The organism is Luteimonas fraxinea, assembly GCF_021233355.1.
GTDB lineage: Bacteria > Pseudomonadota > Gammaproteobacteria > Xanthomonadales > Xanthomonadaceae > Luteimonas > Luteimonas fraxinea.
In genome coordinates, this window is the sequence record NZ_CP089507.1 from 2,320,527 (window position 1) to 2,337,903 (window position 17,377).

Here is a 17,377-nt window from a genome sequence, read left to right on the forward strand (position 1 = left end):
AGCGGCGAGTGCGATGAGCACCAGCACGGCGGCGGCGATCGCGCCGGCCCGGCGCAGATGTCGATGCATCATCGGGTGGCGTCTCCGTGTGCGCTCATACGAGGTTGAAGCGTTCCGAATACAGCCGGTCCGACGGCACACCACGCGCGACGAGCTCGGGTTCGACCGCATTCGCCAGCGCATCCGGGCCGCAGACATAGACCGGCAACGCGGCCAGATGCGCCGGCAGCCGACGATCGATGAGATCACCGTCGACATGTCCGGTCTCGCCGTCCCAGTCGTCGGGCGCGTGTTCGAGGACGTGGATCACGGTCAGTGGCAAGTCTTCCGCGAGCGCGGCAAGTTCGTCGCGATACAGCACGTCGTCCCAGTCCAGGTTGCCATAGACGAGCCACAGCGGCGCGGTCGCGCCGCGATCGCGCGCAGTGCGCAGCATGCTGAGGATCGGGGTGATGCCAACGCCGCCGGCAATGAACACCGCACCGTCCGGACACTGCGCCGGCAGGTAGACGAATTCGCCGTACGGGCCTTCGACGAAGGCGCGCATACCCGGCGACAACGTGCCCACGCGTTCCGTGAAGTCGCCCAGCGGTTTGATCGTGAATTCCAGCGACGCGTCATCAGCGCTGGAGCTGATCGAGAACGGATGCTGCTGCAGCCGCCACGGCGTGTCGCCAATCGTGATCCATGCGTACTGGCCGGGGCGGAAATCGAGCCCGGCGTGACCGGCCGGCAACAGACGCAGCATGTGGCTGCCATCGCGCGCGGTGTCGACCGACTGCACGGTCCACGGCCGTCGTGAGAGACGGCGCGGTCGCAGTACGCGGTTCTCGAGTACCGCATAGATCGACGCACCGACGGCCAGCACCAGCGCGGCCTTCTTCCACAGCGGCGCGGTGTAGTGACCGACCATCAGCGCATGGCCGAGGCCGATCGCGACGACCGCCAGCGCGAGCACGCCATGCAATGCGCGCCAGTGCTCGTACTGCAGGCCGAATGACAGTCGCCACAGGGATGTCATCGCCAGCCACGTCACCGCGAGCAGCGCGCTCCACAACGACGTCGCGCGCAGCCAGTCTTCGCGTGGATCCAGATATTCGAGAAACCGCCCATCACCCAGAAACATCGTCAGCGGATGCGCCAGTACCAGTCCCCAGCCGAGTAGTCCGGTCTGGCGGTGGAACTGCAGCACATCGTCCTGGCCGAGTCCTTTTGCGAACCAGCGCTGGCGGCCCGAGGTCAGCGCCTGCGCCGACAGCACCCCAAGCCCGAGTAGCCCGAGCATCGCGCCGGTCTCGACGATGCGGTCGCGCGCCGCGGGCGGATTGCCGCTCAATGCGATCGTCATTGGCAGCAATGCAAGCGCCATCCACGCGAGCAGCCACAGCAGCAGGCGGCGCCATCGGGTGTTCATGCCGACGGCCCATCGGCGGCACTGCGTTGCACGCTGCGCAGGAGGGCGACGACCAGGCACATGCCGACGACCAGATAGGGCAGTCCGCTCGGCACCCACATCAGCAGGCCGGCGAGCTGCTGGTCGCCCAGCGCATCGAGACCGGCGAGCAGGGCGCGATCGGTGTAGGCCGGATACAGCAGACGCGGCGAGAACGTCAGCAGCGCGCCCAGGAACCCCATCAGCATCATCGCGGTGACCAGCGAGACGAGTGCGCCGGTCGCGCCGCCGTCGCGGGTGCGTAGCCGATACAGCACCGCGCTCCAGAACCACAGGCCGGCGAGCAGCACGCTGGCGAGCATCGTGCGATGCAACGGTTCGCTGGCCAGCGTGGCCGAGGTCGCCGCGGGCAGATGCCACAGCCACATCGTGCCGACATGCACGAGCGTCGCGGCGCCGAGCTGTGCATGCGCCAATCTGCCGACCGGGCCAAGCACGCGTGCAAGGCGTGACGCAACCGCCCTCGGCAACGCATGGGCCGCGACCGCACCGGGCCGTGCGATCAACAGCAGCGGCGGCGCCCATGCGAGCAGCGTCATGTGCTGCGCGACATGGGCCGACAGTGCGTAGGCCGCGAACGTGTCCAGAGGCCACACCAGTGCGAAACCCAGCGCCAGCAGGCCGGCCGCGAAGGCGAGCGGGCCGTGCCATCCACCTGAAATGCCCGTGCCCGCAGGTGCGCGGCGCATGCGCACCACGCCTGCGGTGTACACGATTGCAGCCGCCGCCAGCGGCAGCAGCGTCCACAGTGACAGCGTCCACGCATAGCCCAGCGGCGGCGGTGGACCTTCCGGCATCGCCGCGTCGGCCGTCGATGCGACCAGCAGGAGCGCCAGACCGGCGGCGGCCGGGACTAGGGAGGTGACACGCGACATGCGACCGACCCTAGCAGCCGACAGCTGGACACTGCGTCGAGGTGCACGCGACGCCACACGGACTTGATGCGCCTGCGCGTAGGCTGCGCGATTCGACGATTCGTGGAGCGCCGGTGTACTTCTGGCTCAAGGTCCTGCACATCCTGGCGATGACGGTCTGGTTCACCGGCCTGTTCTTCCTGCCACGCCTGTTCGTCGCCCGGCACCGCCGCGAGATCGATTCCGATCCCGCGTACTGGAATCCGGTCACCAACACGCTGTTCTTCCGGATCATGACGCCGGCCGCGCTGCTGACGATCACGTTCGGCGGCATCCTGATCGCCTGGAATCCCAGCGGCGCGTGGCTGGTGCTCAAGCTCGTCGTCGTCGCGGCGGCGGTGCTGTTGCATCTGTACATGGGCCTGCTGCTCTACGAGCTGGGCCACGATCGGTGCCGGCATGGGCCGACGTTCTTCCGCGTGATCGGATGGATTCCGTTGGTGTTGCTGCTGCTGATCGCCGGATTGACGGGCGCGAAGCCGCAGACGCTTGGCGATCTGCCGGCGCCGCCGTCACGATCTGTCGATGTGGAGGATGTGGTGCCCGGGCTCGAGGATGAGGCCGCGAGGCCGTAGCGCTTTGCTCTGCTCTTGATTCGCTCTGGCACTTCCCTGAAACGTGACGCGTCGAATAGCTGCTTACCCAGAGGGCGCCGCCCATGGAAGGGCGGCGTTTTCCGACCGAGGCAGGATGCCGAGTCGGAAAATCCCGGTGCGCTAAAAGCCGCGGGCTTCGGACGTGTCGGGGAGACGTTTTTCTTTGGTTCCGTTTCTTTTGGCGTCAACCAAAAGAAATGAACTCGGCCGCGGCAGCGGACGAAAGCGGTTGACGTTGTTGTTCGCTTCTCCGCGTGCGGCGGCGAGCAAGATCAAACGCTTCCACTCGCCTTGCGGCGAGCGGGTTCATTTCTTTTGCTGGCCCAAAAGAAACGGAACCAAAGAAAAGGGCCAGCCCCGAGGGAGCAAATCCGGCCAGTCATTCGTTCCGGGATTTTTCGACTCGCCATCCTGGCTCGGTCGAAAAACGCCGCACATCCATGTGCGGCGCCCGATGGGTCTGCGCACATGCGGCCAGAGCGTTACGGACGTCAAAAGCAGGGGCGAACATCAAGGGCGAAGCAAACAGCAGAAGCGAACGCGAAACCTCAACCCTATTCCGCCGGCGGCTTCTCCACCGCATCCCGCCCACTGTCCGCCTCCGTCTCCTCATCCCCATACACACCCACACCATGCCGGAAGCTCAACGTACCGCCGAGCCAACCGGCGACGCCCACCAGCACCGCCATCGTCGCCGACGACAGCAGGCCCCACGGCCACACCGCCTCCGTGTGACCGGGCAGTCGCAGCCACACGCCGAGCGCGGCCATTGCCAGCACCATTACCGCGACGATGAAGTGGTTCCACGCCGAGACGTGCCGGCGAACGACACGGATCGACATCATGTCGATCGTGCCGACGATGCCGGCCAGCACGCCGAAGCCGAGGCCGCCGACGTTGAACCAGAACGAGAGTTCGGCCCAGAACGGCGCGCCGAGCCAGAGATAGAGGATGTCGGTGACCACGACCATCGACAGAAACGCGATCGGGAACGTCACCAGCATCGGGTGGATGGGGTGCTTGGCGATTGCCAGCACGCTCTCCACGGTGTGGCTCTGCGTATCGGGAACGGGTTGGCGTAGATCCTTGCGCATCGAAAATCCGGGTCAGGCGCAGGTCGGCAGCAGCGCGACCGGCAGGGCGGTGAAGGCGACGCCGATGGCGGCGATCAGGGCGACGAGCGCCGACAGTGCGGTGAGGAAGCGCAGGCGCGAGGTTTCGGTGCGGCCATCGGTCTGCGCGCGTGCGATGCGCCAGGCGCGCAGTGCGCTCGCGCCGAACAAGGCAATGACACCCAGCGCGAGCAAGGTCAGTGCCCACAGCACCCAGGTCATCGTTTCCAGCCCGGCCACCGGCGCGCGCCACAACGCGCGTGCACAGGCGAGCCCCTGCAGGCTGTAGACCACGACGAAGTGCAGCGCCCACACCACCAGCGGCATGGACATGCGGGTCAGGCCGATGGGCAGCATCGCACTCATGCGAACCTCGGGAACAGGTGCAACAGCGCCCAGACGATCAGGCCCTGCGCCACAACGTAGCGCCAGAAGCCGGTCGCGATGCGCGCTTCGAGACTGCGCACCGCATCGACATGGCCATGGTGGATGCGCAGCGCGACGAACCCGGCGATCAGCACCGCGACTGCGATGTGCAGCGCCTGGAACCCGGCCAGCGTCCACACGACCGAACCATAGGCATGGCGCTGAGGTGCACCGACGGCGTCGGCGATCGCCGGCAGTTGCAGGGCGAGGCAGGCGATGGCGGACAGGATCGCGAACGCGCTCCAGATCACCGCTGCGCGTGTATGCCCGGCACGCAGGGCGATCGGCATGCGCCACGCGCCGACGCCGGCCGCCAGCAATGCGCCGAGTGCGGCGAGCATCGGCGTCGATGCCGTCAGCGTGGCGCCACCGCCGGGCCAGGCCGGTGCGTTGAGCCACAGATAGAAATAGGCGAACACCAGCGACGCGAACAGCGAGCCGACGATCATCAGCGTGCCGACCAGTGCCCACCAGCCCGGCGCGTTGCGTGCCAGCGCCTGCGTGGGCAGACGCAGGCCCGGCGCGACTTCGATCTCCAGCGGGGTTTCGCGGCCGTTGACCGTCCACAGCCAGCGCAGGAACAGGCCGATCAGCGGCAGCAGCATCAGGATCGACAACCAGTACTGCGAAGTGATGAAACCGCCCAACAGCACCGCGATCGTCAACGCCGCGAACAGCGGCAACCAGGTCGAGTTCGACAGACGGATTGCCTGTTCCGGCTGAGCGGACTGGATGCCGGTGCCGATGATCCAGCGACGGCCGTCGACGGCCTCGCCGAGCAGACCATCGGTACGCCGCGTCGCCTCGACCACACCCGGGTCGTGCCACAGCGGATTGCGGTCGTCGACGACCGGGATCGAGGCGAAGTTGTACTTCGGCGCCGGGTGCGGCAGCGCCCATTCCAGCGTGCCGGCCTGCCAGGGATTCTCGGTGCCGCGGCGTCCGAGGCGGAAGCACAGCGCCACGTCGATCAGGATCGCGACGATGCCGACCGCGAGCACGAAGCCCGCCGCCGTTGACAGCAGGTTGAGCCACTGCACGCCGAGCTCCATCGCGTAGCTGTCGACACGCCGCGGCATGCCGACCAGACCGGTGATGTGCATCGGCAGGAACGCCAGATGGAAGCCGATGAACACCAGCCAGAAACCGCTGCGGCTCAGCGATTCGGACGGCATGCGCCCGCTCGCCAGCGGCAGCCAGTAGTACAGCCCGGCGAACATCGGGAACATCATCCCGCCGATCAGCACGTAATGCAGATGCGCGACGACGAAGTGCGTGTCGTGCGCCTGCCAGTCGAACGGCACGAACGCGAGCATGACCCCGGTCAGGCCACCACAGACGAAGGTGATGAAGAAGCCGATGATGTAGAGCATCGGCACGCGCAACCAGGGTTTGCCGGCCCATAGCGTGGCGATCCACGCGAAGATCTGGATGCCGGTCGGAATCGCCACTGCCATGCTCGCCGCGCTGAAGAACGCCAGCGCCAGCAGTGGAATGCCGACCGCGAACATGTGGTGCACCCACAGGCCGAAACTCAGGAACCCCGTCGCGACCAGCGCCAGCACGACCCAGGTGTAACCCACGATGGGACGACGCGCGAAGGTCGGCACGATCGTCGACACCACACCCGCCGCCGGCAGGAAGATGATGTAGACCTCGGGATGGCCGAACAGCCAGAACAGGTGCTGCCAGAGCAGGGGATCGCCGCCGCGCGCAACCTCGAAGAACGCGAAGTCGAACGCGCGCTGGATCTCCAGCAACAGGCTGGCGAGGATCAGCGGCGGAAAACCGAACGCGATCATGAAGGCGGTGACCAGCACGGCCCACGCGAACAGCGGCATGCGGGTGAGGTCCATGCCCGGCGCGCGGGTGACCAGGATCGCGACGATCAGTTCGACCGCTGCGGTCACCGCCGCGATCTCGGCGAAGGTCACGCCGATCAACCAGAAATCCGCGCCCTTTCCGGGCGAATAGGTCGAGTCGGTCAGCGGCGTGTACATGAACCAGCCGCCGTCGGGCACGCTGCCGAAGATGAAGCTCGAATACAGGAAGATGCCGCCGAACAGGTAGCACCACCAGCCGAACGCCGACAGCCGTGGGAACGGAAGGTCGCGCGTGCCGAGCATCTTCGGGATGAGATACATCGCGAAGCCTTCCATGATCGGCACCGCGAACAGGAACATCATCGTCGTGCCGTGCATGGTCACGAACTGCGCGTAGCGTTCGGGGTCGAGCACGTTCAAACCCGGCCACGACAGCTGCAGGCGGATGAACATCGACAGCATGCCGCCGATCAGCAGGAAGACCAGGCCGGTGACGATGAAGCGCAGTGCGATCGTCGTGTGGTTGACGGCGGTCAGCTGACCGACGAGGCCGCGGCCATTGGCCCAGACGCGTTCGAGCAGGGCGATGCGCTCGGCGTGACGCAGGTGATCGCCGGGCGTGGGAATCGTGTGGTCGGGAGTCAGGGTGCTCACAGCACGTCCTCGGATGCGCCGTGACGCGGGGGCGCGCGGCCGGCGGGATGGCCGGGCGCGGGGGCTTCGATGGCGGGGGCGGGCTCGCGTGCGGCCAGCCAGTCTTCGATCGCGGCGGCGTCCATCACGCGCACTGGAAAGACCATGCGCGCATGTTCGAGCCCGCAGAACTCCGCGCACTGGCCGCGCATGGGCGTGGCCTGGTCGGCGCGCAGGCGCAAGGTGTTCACACGGCCGGGGACCGCATCCATCTTGCCGCCGAGGCGCGGGATCCAGAAGCTGTGGATCACGTCGTCGCTGGTGATGCGGTACTCGACCATCGCGCCCAGCGGCACGGCCAGTTCGTCGACGCTTTCGCCGATCACTTGGCCATCGGCGTCGCGATAGCGGAAATGCCACTGCCACTGCCTCGCGGTGACTTCGACGACCGCATCGGGTTCGACGCCGACGCCGGTCACGCGTGCGCTGGTCAGGCTGCCGTACACCAGCAGCGCGGCGAGCACGACGGTGGGAAAGGCGAGCCCGCCCCAGACCACCAGACGCTCGGGTCGGCGCAGTGCGCTGTCGGTGTCGCGACGTCGAACGGCAAGCCACAGCAGGACCAGGACCAGCGCCCAGACGCCGGTGAACGTGCCCACCATCAGCCACCAACCGCGTGCGATCTCGGCAGCGGCCGGGCCGGCGGGATCCAGCGCGGATTGCGGACCCGCACAGGCGGTGACGAGCGCCGCGAGCGCGGCGCCGAGCAGAACGCCGGCAGTGCGGCGGAGCCGGTTCGTGATGTCGATTGCTGCAGCCCCGTCGTCCACGTACACGGCCTGCCGGTCGACAGGCCCGTGGTCACGCTACCGATCCGCGCGGCCACGCTCCGTGAATAGGTCGTCGCGACGCGGCCTGCGCAATGCGCTCACGGCCGCCGCGCCCAACGCGTTGCAGTCTCATGGATTGAGACACTTTGCAGGCACCGTAGGCGCGTGAACCTGACCGACAAGCTCGCGATCCTCGCCGACGCCGCCAAGTACGACGCTTCCTGCGCGTCGAGCGGTGCGAACAAACGCGATTCGTCGAAGACCGGCGGCATCGGCAGTACCGAGGGCATGGGCATCTGCCACTCGTACACGCCGGACGGCCGCTGCGTGTCGCTGCTGAAGATCCTGCTGACCAATTTCTGCGTGTTCGACTGCGCGTACTGCGTCAATCGCGTGTCGAGCAACGTGCGCCGTGCGCGCTTCACGCCCGAAGAGGTCGTGACGCTGACGCTGGATTTCTACAAGCGCAACTACATCGAGGGCCTGTTCCTCTCCAGCGGCATCATCCGCAGCGGCGACTACACGATGGAGCAGATGGTCGAGGTCGCGCGCAGCCTGCGCGAGGACCATCGCTTCGCCGGCTACATCCACCTCAAGACGATTCCCGACGCCGCGCCGGAGCTGCTCGCCGCGGCCGGCCGCTACGCCGACCGTCTGAGCATCAACATCGAGCTGCCGACCGAGGCCGGCATGACCGCATTGGCGCCAGAGAAAACCCATGCCGGCATCCACGGCGCGATGGGCGAACTCAAGTGGCGCATCGACGAGGACAAGGATGCGCGCCGGGTCAAGCGCCAAGGCGTGACCGTGCGCCGCGCGAAAGCGCCGCGCTTCGCACCGGCCGGGCAGAGCACGCAGATGATCGTGGGCGCGGACGACGCCAACGACCGCAGCATCCTGGAAACCAGCAACCGCATGTACGGCACCTACCGGATGCGGCGGGTGTACTACTCGGCCTTCAGCCCAATTCCCGATGCCGCGAAGAACCTGCCGCTGCAGTCACCGCCGCTGCTGCGCGAGCATCGGCTGTACCAGGCGGACTGGCTGCTGCGCTTCTACGGCTTCGATGTCGACGAGATCACGCCCGACGCGGCGAACGCTGAAGACGTGGATGCCGAAACGCCGGGCATGCTCGATCTCGACGTCGACCCCAAGCTGGCCTGGGCGCTGCGCAACCCGACACGCTTCCCGGTCGACATCAACCGCGCCCCACGCGAGATGTTGCTGCGCGTGCCGGGCCTGGGCACACGCAACGTCGAGCGCATCATCTCCGCGCGGCCGCATGGCGCCCTGCGCCTCGATGACCTCGCGCGTCTGCGCGTGCCGCTGAGAAAGATCATGCCGTTCGTGATCACGCCCGGCCATCACCCGCGCCAGCGTCTCGACGACCCCGCACGCCTGCGCAACGAACTCGCCCCGCAGCCGCGGCAGGCGAGTCTGTTCTGATCGATCCTGGTCACGCATTTGGACAGCCGATCGCAGCGCGCGTGCTCTGAAGCCTTCCCCCGTGAACGGGGAAGGGTTGGGTGGGGGCTAACGTTACGGTTGTCGCGACGTGTGGGTTCGCCCCCATCCAACCCTTCTCCCGCGCACGGGGAAGGAGACAAGCGCGCACCTCCGCGCCCGATCCGGGTCTGGTAGGAGCGGCCTTGGTCGCGCTTCCGGAGGATGGTCTGCTGCAGCTTCGCCATTCCACGCTCGATGCATCCTGCGCGGCATGAGCGCGCTCGCGCCCCACATCCGCATCTCCGCCCAGGTCGACCCGCCCTGGGACGCCCACGCTTGGCGTGCCGCCGCGCGCGCCGCCCTGTGCGCAGGCCTGCCACCCGAACGACTCGACTGGAGCGGCGGCGCCCAGGGCTCATTGCTCGGCGGGCTTGATCTCGCGTCGCTGCCCGCGCAACGCAACGCTCCGCGGGTGCCATCCGAATTCCTGTCGCTCGCCGGCGCGGTGCTCTGCAACCGGGCCGAGGACCGCCACGGTCTGCTCTATCGCATGCTCTGGCGCATCGCCGAAGGCGAGCGCGCATTGCTGCAGCGCGCGTCTGACCCCGATGTGCATCGCGCCACCACGATGGCGCAGGCGGTGCGCCGCGACAGCCACAAGATGAAGGCTTTCGTGCGCTTTCGCGAAGTGCCCGGCGACACCGATCGCTACATCGCCTGGTTCGAACCGGATCACCACATCGTCGATCGCGTCGCGCCGTTTTTCGCGCGGCGCTTCGCCGGTATGCGCTGGGCGATCGTGACGCCGTATCGCACCGCGATGTGGGACGGCGAGGCGCTTGCGTTCGCCGACGGCGGTGTGCGCGCTGACGCGCCGTCCGAAGATGCGCGCGAGGATCTGTGGCGCACCTACTACGCGAACATCTTCAATCCGGCACGGCTCAACACCACGATGATGCGCGCGGAGATGCCGCAGAAGTACTGGAAGCACCTGCCGGAAGCGGCGTTGCTGCCCGATCTCGTCCGCGACGCCGGCCTGCGCGTGCGCGAGATGGCCGAGCGCGAACACGAGGCGCCGCGCCGCCGTATTCCGGCAGCGCCGGCGCCAGCGCCTGTCGTGGCCGGCACGCTCGAGGCATTGCGCGAATCCGCACGTGATTGCCGGCGCTGTCCGCTGTGGCAGCCGGCGACGCAGACCGTGTTCGGCGAAGGCCCGTCCAGCGCACGCACGATGATCGTCGGCGAACAGCCGGGCGATGAAGAGGATCTGTCCGGGCGTCCGTTCGTCGGTCCCGCAGGGCGTCTGTTCTCGCGCGCGCTGGACGAGCTCGGCATCGACCGCAGCACCCTGTACCTGACCAATGCGGTCAAGCATTTCCGCTTCGAACCGCGTGGCAAGCGCCGCCTGCACAAGCGTCCGGATGTCGCGCACATCGAGGCCTGCAACGGCTGGCTGCGCGCGGAGATCGCGCAGGTACAACCCGAGCGCATCGTCTGTCTCGGCGCGAGTGCGGCGCGTGCGGTGTTCGGCCCGGGTGTGCGTCTGACCGAGGAACGCGGCATCTGGCGTACGCGCGAGGACGGTGTGCGCGCGTTCGCCACCGTGCATCCCTCGTGGGTATTGCGACAGGGCGACAGCCAAGCACAAGCCGATGCCTACGCCGGCTTCGTCGATGACCTGCGTCAGTTGCTGGCGGCCTGATCCCGGATTGACACGATGAATCGCGAGGGCGCGCGTCTCGCGCCGTCTGCATGAACGGTGCTGATTTTCGTTCACCTGCACTTCGCAGCGGTCGCCGAACACTCCGCCCACCCCAATCGCAGGAGCGTCACGATGCAGCACACCACCGCCATCCGTGGCCTTGTTCTGGCCCTCTCGCTCGCCGCTGGCGCCGCCGTCGCCCAGGACGCCATGACCAGCACCCAGGTGCGCGCCGCACTGACTGAAGGCGGCTACACCAATATCCACGACGTCGAGTTCAAGGACGGCGTGTGGAAGGCCGACGTCACCGACGCCAACGGCACCAAGATCGACGTGCGTCTGGACCCGGCCACCGGCCGCGTCTATCCGGAAACCGCCGGCGCAACCAGTCTTGGGGAGTCCGATATCCGCGCCAAGCTGACCGCCGAGGGCTTCACCCGCATCGAAGACGTCAAGTTCGACGACGGCATGTGGGAGGCCGAGGCCGACAACGCGCAAGGCCAGCGTATGGATCTGAAGCTCGACCCGGAAGACGGCCGCATCGTCAGCCAGTCGCGCGACTGATCATTCGCATCGCGATACCAGAACGCCCGGCTTCGGCCGGGCGTTCTGTTGTGCGGAATCCAGAGACGGCGCGTCAGTCGCGGGCGTGATCCGGAATCGGCACGTCGTGCGGCATCTCGTCGCGCACGCAGTTCGCCGCGTCCTTCGGTGCCTCGGCATTGGTGTCCACGCAGCGCGCGGCGATCATCGCCCAGCGCGAGACTGCGTCTTCGCGTGCCGACAGTGCATCGGTCGCGACCATCCAGCGGGCGATGTCGACCAGCTTCGCGCGTTCGTCGAGCGACGACACCGCATCGATCGCCGCGGTGCTGACGATGAAGCTGTGTGCGAAGGCCGCAGTCGTGCGCTCGGACGAGATGTCCGGCGCAACGATGCCGTCGGGCGCCTCGATCAGCGCGTGGAGTGCGGTCGCCTCGCGCGCCTTGAGGTCGCCGGCCGAGCCGATGCTCATGCGCAGCAGCACGGTCGCGCTGAGCGCGCCGATGAAGATGCCGATCATCAGAACGAATACGGCACCGACCAGCAGCGGGCCACGCCCGCGCGGCGCATCGGTGTCGTCATTGGGAATCTGGTTCACACGAGCACTCCGTCGCCAACCGGTTGCCGGCGGCGGCATAGGCTAGCGCAGCGCGGTCACGATGCGGCGGTCGGAGGTGCGACCGATCAGCGCAGCCAGCCCGCGAGTTCCTCGCGGCTCAGGCGACCGTCGCGATTGCTGTCGATGGCGTTGAACTCTGCGTCGAGCGCGGGATGCGCCTTGGCCTCGACGCGGCTGATGTAGCCGTCGCCATCCACGTCGAGGGCGGCGAAGTCGACGCGGTACTGGTCGGCCTGCGCGGAACGCGGCTCGTAGGACCGGACGATGACTTGACGGCCGTCGTCGCGGTCCATGGTGACCACACCGGTCTGCCGGCCGGATTGCGACGACACGCTGGGCTGCGCATCGGCCTGCTGCAGCGGCGAGGTCGTGACCTGGGCGACGGCGGGCAGTGCCGTTGCGAGCGCGAGCAGGCCGACGGCAAAGGATGTGCGAATCATGGAACCCCCTGTGATGTGTCTGAGGCCACAGGGTCGCAACGCGTGCCCGCATGCCGCATGAACGCGCCGGCGCCGGACTCAGCGCCGGCGCAGGTGCAGCAGGACGGTCTGGATCGTCAGCACCACGCCGATGCCCAGCGCGACCCACGCGGAGGTCACCGCGCCTGCCAGCGGCCATTCGGTCTGCTTGAACCACACCGCGAACAGGCCCCACAGCGCGATCGCCAGATAGGCGATGTTGCCGCGCATGCGCAGGTTGAGCACGAGCAGCACGACGGCCGAGATCGCCCACAGCGCGAGACTCCAGCCGAGCATGCGGCTGGTCGACAGCAGCTCGTAGGCGACGATCGTCTGTGCGACGTTGAGGAAGGCCGCCAGCGACAGCCAGCCGGCATGGATCGACAGCGCCAGCCACGCCAGCCGGTAGCGCTTCGCATTGCCCGGGCGCGACAGCTGCACCGCGCACCAGGCGAGGCTCATCAACGCGCCGAAGATCACCACCACGCAGGCCCAGAACAGACCGGCCGAGAACAGCGGCATCCAGATCGCGGTGAGAAAGAAGCCGAGCGCAGCGACGGGCGCGATGCGGCCGAGCAGCGGATCGCTGCGGCGCGTGCCGGTCGCCTGCCAGATCGCGTAGAGCAGATCGAGCAGGAAGATCAGGCCCCAGACCGAGAACGCGTAGCCGGCGGCGACCAGAAGCGTGGGATAGCGGTCGGAGATCGTGCCCTGGTCGGGCCCGAAGACACCGGTCTGCGACAGCCAGGCGATGACCGGCATCGCGATCGAACACAGCAGAACGAGCAGGCGCATGGCGGCGTTTTCCGGCGGGAATCGGCGCGGATGCTCGCATCGAGGGCGTGAGGGTGTCGTGGCAGTGCGGGATGAGCGGAGACGGTGAATCTGCCCTCCTCTGTGTGCGGGGGGGAGGGTTGGGCGGGGGCGATTGGTCAGGGGGCAACTGCGGGCGTGGTTCCCACACCCCGCCATCTCCGTTGCAGGTGGCCCCTCTCCCTCAGGGAGAGGGACGCCGGTGCATGCCACCTTCGGCAGAAGGGCATCACATGCCGCTGTGCCGCAGCAACGCCGCGATATCCGGATCGCGCCCGCGGAACGCACGGAAGTTCTCGATCGCATCGCGGCTGCCGCCGCGCGACAGCACTTCTTCGCGGAAGCGCCGGCCGGTCTCGGACAGCTGATCGGTCGACTCCTCGAACGCCGCATACGCATCCGCGCTCAGCACTTCGGCCCATTTGTAGCTGTAGTAGCCGGCCGCGTAGCCACCCGCGAAGATGTGGCTGAACTGGTTCGGGAACCGGTGCCACGTCGGCGTGCGTGTCACCGCGACTTCGTCGCGCACGCGCTCCAGCAGCGCCAGCATGTCATCGCGGCCGGCGTCGAAGTCCGCGTGCAGCAGCATGTCGAACAGGGAGAACTCGATCTGCCGCAGCGTTTGCAATCCGCTCTGGAAATTGCGCGCGGCGCGCATGCGGTCGAACAGGTCGCGCGGCAGCGGCTCGCCGGTGTCGATGTGCGCGGTCATCGCCTGCACCCGGTCCCATTCCCAGCAGAAGTTCTCCATAAACTGGCTCGGCAGTTCGACCGCATCCCATTCCACGCCGTTGATGCCGGCGATCGGCAGCGTATCCACCTGGGTGAGCAACTGGTGCAGGCCGTGGCCCATCTCGTGGAACAGCGTGGTGACTTCGCCGTGGGTGAAGGTCGCCGGGCGGCCGCCGGTCCCGCGGCCGAAGTTGCAGACCAGATAGACCAGCGGCGTCTGCACGCCGTCGGCGGTCGCGCGGCGGTTGCGGCAGTCGTCCATCCATGCACCGCCGCGTTTGCCTTCGCGGGCGTAGAGATCGAGATAGAACTGGCCGACCAGCGCACCATCGGCGTTGGTCAGGCGATAGAACCGCGCGTCCTCGTGCCACACCGGTGCGTCGTCGCGTTCGACACGCAGGCCGTACAGCGACTCGACGACATCGAACAGGCCAGCCAGCACGCGATCTTCGGTGAAGTAACGTTTCACCGTCTGCGCCGAGTAGTCGTAGCGCGCCTGGCGCAGGCGGTCGCTGGCGAACGACATGTCCCAGGGTTCCAGCGACGGAATGCCGAGCTGCTCGCGCGCGAATGCCGCCAGTTGTTCGCGGTCCTCTTCGGCATGCGGGCGTGCGCGCGCGGCGAGATCGCGCAGAAAGGTCAGCACCGCGTCAGGGGCGGTCGCCATCTTGGTCGCGAGCGACAGTTCTGCGTAGTTCGCGTGGCCGAGCAGGCGCGCTTTCTCCTCACGCAGCGCGAGAATGCGGGCGATCAGCGGTCCGTTGTCGAGCGCTTCGGGGCCGGACTCGGACGCGCGCAGGCCGTAAGCGCGATAGAAACGCTCGCGCAGCGCGCGATTGGTCGCATAGGTCTGGATCGGCAGATAGGACGGCATCTGCAGCGTCAGTTTCCAGCCTTCGCGCCCATCGCGTTCGGCCGCGGCGCGCGCGGCGGCCAGCGTTTCCTCGGGCAGGCCGTCGAGTTCGGCGAGATCTTCCACGTACACGGCGAATGCATCCGTCGCGTCCAGCACGTGTTCGGAGAACTCGGACGACAGCGTCGCCAGCGCCTGCTGGATGTCGGAGAAGCGCGCGCGATCGGCGTCATTCAGCGCGGCGCCGCCGAGCCGGAAATCACGCAGTGCATGCGCGAGCACGCGTCGTTGCAGGGTGTCCAGACCCAGCGCATCGGCCTGATCGGACAACGCCTGGTACGCCGAGAACAGGGCCTGGTCCTGCCCGAGCGCGCTGAAGAAGCGCGTCACCTTCGGCAGCGCGGCGTTGTAGGCCTCGCGCATGACCGGGGTATTGACCACGGCGTTGAGGTGGCCGACCTGGTTCCAGGCCCGGCCCAGACGCTCGGTCGCGTCCTCCAGCGGCGCGACCACGCTGTCCCAGGTGACCGGCTGCGCGCGGCCGGCCAGGGCCAGCGCGGCCTCGGCCTCGGCCACCAGCGCGTCGATCGCGGGCTGCACATGCGCCGGTTCGATCTCGTCGAAGCGCGGCAGGCCGGTTTGATCGAGCAGCGGGTTGTCCATCGTGCGAACCAGTGTGCGGAAGAGGGAGCCCGATTCTAGGCACGGTCGGATGCACGGCTCGTGTGGGCGCGCCGTACAGCGGCTTCGGCGCTATCGTGGCGGCCTCGCCCCCGCGCCGCGTCCGTAATGCATTCGATCGAAGTCGTTCTGGTGATGCTGCTGGCCGTGGTCGCCAGCGGTTACCTGACCCGTGTGTTGCCGAGGTGGCTGCCGCTACCGTTGCCGCTGGTGCAGATCGCGCTGGGCGCGACGATCGCCGGGGTGTTCGGTCAGGGCGTGACGCTCGATCCGCATCTGTTCTTCGTGTTGTTCCTGCCGCCGCTGCTGTTCCTGGACGGCTGGCGGATTCCCAAGAGCGGCCTGTTCCGCGACCGCGGGCTGATCCTGCAGCTGGCGCTGGGCCTGGTGGTGTTCACGGTGATCGGCGCGGGCCTGCTGATCCACTGGATGATCCCGGTGATGCCGCTGGCGGTCGCATTCGCGCTGGCTGCGATCCTGTCGCCGACCGATCCGGTGGCGGTGTCGTCGATCGCCGCGCGCGCGCCGATTCCCAAGCGCGTGATGCACATTCTCGAAGGCGAATCTCTGCTCAACGACGCGTCCGGCCTGGTGTGTTTCCGCTTCGCCGTCGCCGCGGCGCTGACCGGTACGTTCTCGCTGATGTCGGCGTCGCTGACCTTCCTGTGGCTGGCGCTCGCCGGCGTCGCGGTAGGCGTGCTGCTGACGATCGGCATCAACCGCGGCCACGCGATGGTCTCGCGCGTGTTCGGCGAGGAAGCCGGCACGCCGATCCTGATCAGCCTGCTCACCCCGTTCGGCGCCTATCTGCTGGCCGAGCAGGTGGGCGCATCGGGGATTCTCGCCGCGGTCGCCGCCGGCGTGACGATGAGCTACGTCGAACTCAGCGGTCGCGCGCTGGCCACTACGCGCGTGCAGCGCGCCGCGGTCTGGGACACGGTGCAGTTCTCGCTCAACGGCATCATCTTCGTGCTGCTGGGCGAGCAGCTGCCGTGGATCGTCGAACGTGCGGTGCGCTCGGTGCGCGAGGCCGGGCACGTCGATCCGTGGTGGCTGGCGGTCTACGTCTTCGCGATCTACGGCAGCCTGTTCGCGCTGCGCTTCGCATGGGTCTGGGTGTCGCTGCGGATCGGGCTGTACCGCAGCGGTCGCCACGACACGCGACCGCGTGTGCGCCTGGTCGCGGCGATGTCGCTGGCCGGCGTGCGGGGCGCGATCACCCTGGCCGGTGTGCTGACGCTGCCGCTGCTGCTCGACGACGGCACGCCGTTTCCGACCCGCGATCTGGCGATCTTTCTCGCCGCCGCGGTGATCATCCTGTCGCTGCTGCTCGGCAGCTTCGTGCTGCCGCGCCTGCTGCGCGGACTGGAGGTGCCGGAAGAGGACGAGGACGACCGCGAACTGGATCGCGCCCGCCACGAGGCGGCGATCGCCGCCGTGGCCGCGGTCGAACGCGCGCAGCACGCGTTACCTGCCGCGCAGGCCAATCCCGACCTCTACGCCAGCGCGGCGGTGCGGGTCATGGCCTTGTACGAGGAGCGGCTGCGCCGTGACGGCACGCTGGGCGTGGACGCCGCCGAACTGCGTCGCGCAGACGACGCCGAACGCGCACTGCGCCTGGCCGGCGTGCATGCCGAGCGCGAACGCATCTACGCACTCGCGCGGCATCGGGAAATTTCCGACGAAGTCGCACGCAAGCTGGTGCGCGATCTGGATCTGATGGAGGCGCGTTACCGTTGACCT

The 17,377-nt window shown here is 67.8% G+C and carries 15 protein-coding genes; 5 read left to right on the forward strand and 10 right to left on the reverse strand.

The window, feature by feature from the left end; all coding sequences use genetic code 11:
- Positions 1-94 precede the first annotated feature (94 nt).
- Both LU699_RS10400 and LU699_RS10405 read right to left on the reverse strand, forming a co-directional pair.
- Entirely contained in the window at positions 95-1,414 is a 1,320-nt protein-coding gene (locus tag LU699_RS10400; protein ID WP_232137611.1) for a ferredoxin reductase family protein, read from the reverse strand.
- Positions 1,411-2,328: a cytochrome c oxidase assembly protein gene (locus tag LU699_RS10405; RefSeq protein ID WP_232137610.1), complete on the reverse strand. Its 918-nt coding sequence runs from the start codon at positions 2,326-2,328 to the stop codon at positions 1,411-1,413. The genes LU699_RS10400 and LU699_RS10405 overlap by 4 nt, the downstream gene beginning before the upstream one ends.
- Before the next feature lie 113 nt (positions 2,329-2,441).
- Between LU699_RS10405 and LU699_RS10410 the strand changes: the two genes are divergently transcribed.
- Positions 2,442-2,942 carry a CopD family protein gene (locus LU699_RS10410; RefSeq protein ID WP_232137609.1) on the forward strand — a complete coding sequence of 167 codons (501 nt, stop codon included), beginning with the start codon at positions 2,442-2,444 and terminating at the stop codon, positions 2,940-2,942.
- Positions 2,943-3,517: 575 nt separating this feature from the next.
- On the opposite strand, the gene LU699_RS10415 is transcribed toward LU699_RS10410, so the two are convergent.
- From LU699_RS10415 to LU699_RS10430, 4 genes are read right to left on the reverse strand one after another with little or no spacing between them, the layout of a single operon-like run.
- Positions 3,518-4,057 (reverse strand): DUF2231 domain-containing protein, encoded by a 540-nt coding sequence (locus tag LU699_RS10415; protein ID WP_232137608.1) that lies wholly within the window; start codon positions 4,055-4,057, stop codon positions 3,518-3,520.
- 12 nt (positions 4,058-4,069) lie between these two features.
- A complete protein-coding gene (locus LU699_RS10420; RefSeq protein WP_232137607.1) occupies positions 4,070-4,441 on the reverse strand; it encodes a hypothetical protein in 372 nt (123 codons plus the stop codon).
- Positions 4,438-6,978 (reverse strand): cytochrome c oxidase subunit I, encoded by a 2,541-nt coding sequence (gene ctaD, locus LU699_RS10425; RefSeq protein ID WP_232137605.1) that lies wholly within the window; start codon positions 6,976-6,978, stop codon positions 4,438-4,440. The genes LU699_RS10420 and ctaD overlap by 4 nt, the downstream gene beginning before the upstream one ends.
- Positions 6,975-7,793 (reverse strand): cytochrome c oxidase subunit II, encoded by an 819-nt coding sequence (locus LU699_RS10430; RefSeq protein ID WP_232580155.1) that lies wholly within the window; start codon positions 7,791-7,793, stop codon positions 6,975-6,977. Before LU699_RS10430 ends, ctaD begins: the two co-directional genes overlap by 4 nt.
- A 159-nt stretch (positions 7,794-7,952) precedes the next feature.
- Here LU699_RS10430 and LU699_RS10435 point away from each other — a divergent pair, with 159 nt between their 5' ends.
- The 3 genes from LU699_RS10435 (at position 7,953) to LU699_RS10445 (ending at position 11,499) form a co-directional block, all read left to right on the forward strand.
- The gene (locus LU699_RS10435; protein WP_232137603.1) at positions 7,953-9,233 is read left to right on the forward strand and encodes a putative DNA modification/repair radical SAM protein; all 1,281 of its coding nucleotides are present in this window, start codon (positions 7,953-7,955) and stop codon (positions 9,231-9,233) included.
- A 271-nt stretch (positions 9,234-9,504) separates the two neighbouring features.
- Positions 9,505-10,935 carry a UdgX family uracil-DNA binding protein gene (locus LU699_RS10440; RefSeq protein WP_232137602.1) on the forward strand — a complete coding sequence of 477 codons (1,431 nt, stop codon included), beginning with the start codon at positions 9,505-9,507 and terminating at the stop codon, positions 10,933-10,935.
- A gap of 132 nt (positions 10,936-11,067) precedes the next feature.
- Positions 11,068-11,499, forward strand: a complete 432-nt coding sequence (locus tag LU699_RS10445) for a PepSY domain-containing protein (RefSeq protein ID WP_232137601.1) — start codon at positions 11,068-11,070, stop codon at positions 11,497-11,499.
- A gap of 73 nt (positions 11,500-11,572) precedes the next feature.
- Here the strand turns inward: LU699_RS10445 and LU699_RS10450 are convergent, their stop codons facing one another.
- The 4 genes from LU699_RS10450 to LU699_RS10465 all read right to left on the reverse strand — a co-directional run bounded on the left by LU699_RS10450 (position 11,573) and on the right by LU699_RS10465 (position 15,616).
- Positions 11,573-12,076: a hypothetical protein gene (locus LU699_RS10450; protein WP_232137600.1), complete on the reverse strand. Its 504-nt coding sequence runs from the start codon at positions 12,074-12,076 to the stop codon at positions 11,573-11,575.
- An 86-nt stretch (positions 12,077-12,162) separates the two neighbouring features.
- Entirely contained in the window at positions 12,163-12,537 is a 375-nt protein-coding gene (locus LU699_RS10455; RefSeq protein ID WP_232137599.1) for an EF-hand domain-containing protein, read from the reverse strand.
- Between the two features lie 78 nt (positions 12,538-12,615).
- The gene (locus LU699_RS10460) at positions 12,616-13,350 is read right to left on the reverse strand and encodes a hypothetical protein (protein ID WP_232137598.1); all 735 of its coding nucleotides are present in this window, start codon (positions 13,348-13,350) and stop codon (positions 12,616-12,618) included.
- Positions 13,351-13,597: 247 nt separating this feature from the next.
- The gene (locus LU699_RS10465; RefSeq protein ID WP_232137597.1) at positions 13,598-15,616 is read right to left on the reverse strand and encodes a M3 family metallopeptidase; all 2,019 of its coding nucleotides are present in this window, start codon (positions 15,614-15,616) and stop codon (positions 13,598-13,600) included.
- 126 nt (positions 15,617-15,742) lie between these two features.
- On the opposite strand from LU699_RS10465, the gene LU699_RS10470 reads away from it, so the two are divergent.
- Entirely contained in the window at positions 15,743-17,374 is a 1,632-nt protein-coding gene (locus LU699_RS10470; protein ID WP_232137595.1) for a Na+/H+ antiporter, read from the forward strand.
- The last annotated feature ends 3 nt before the right edge of the window (positions 17,375-17,377 follow it).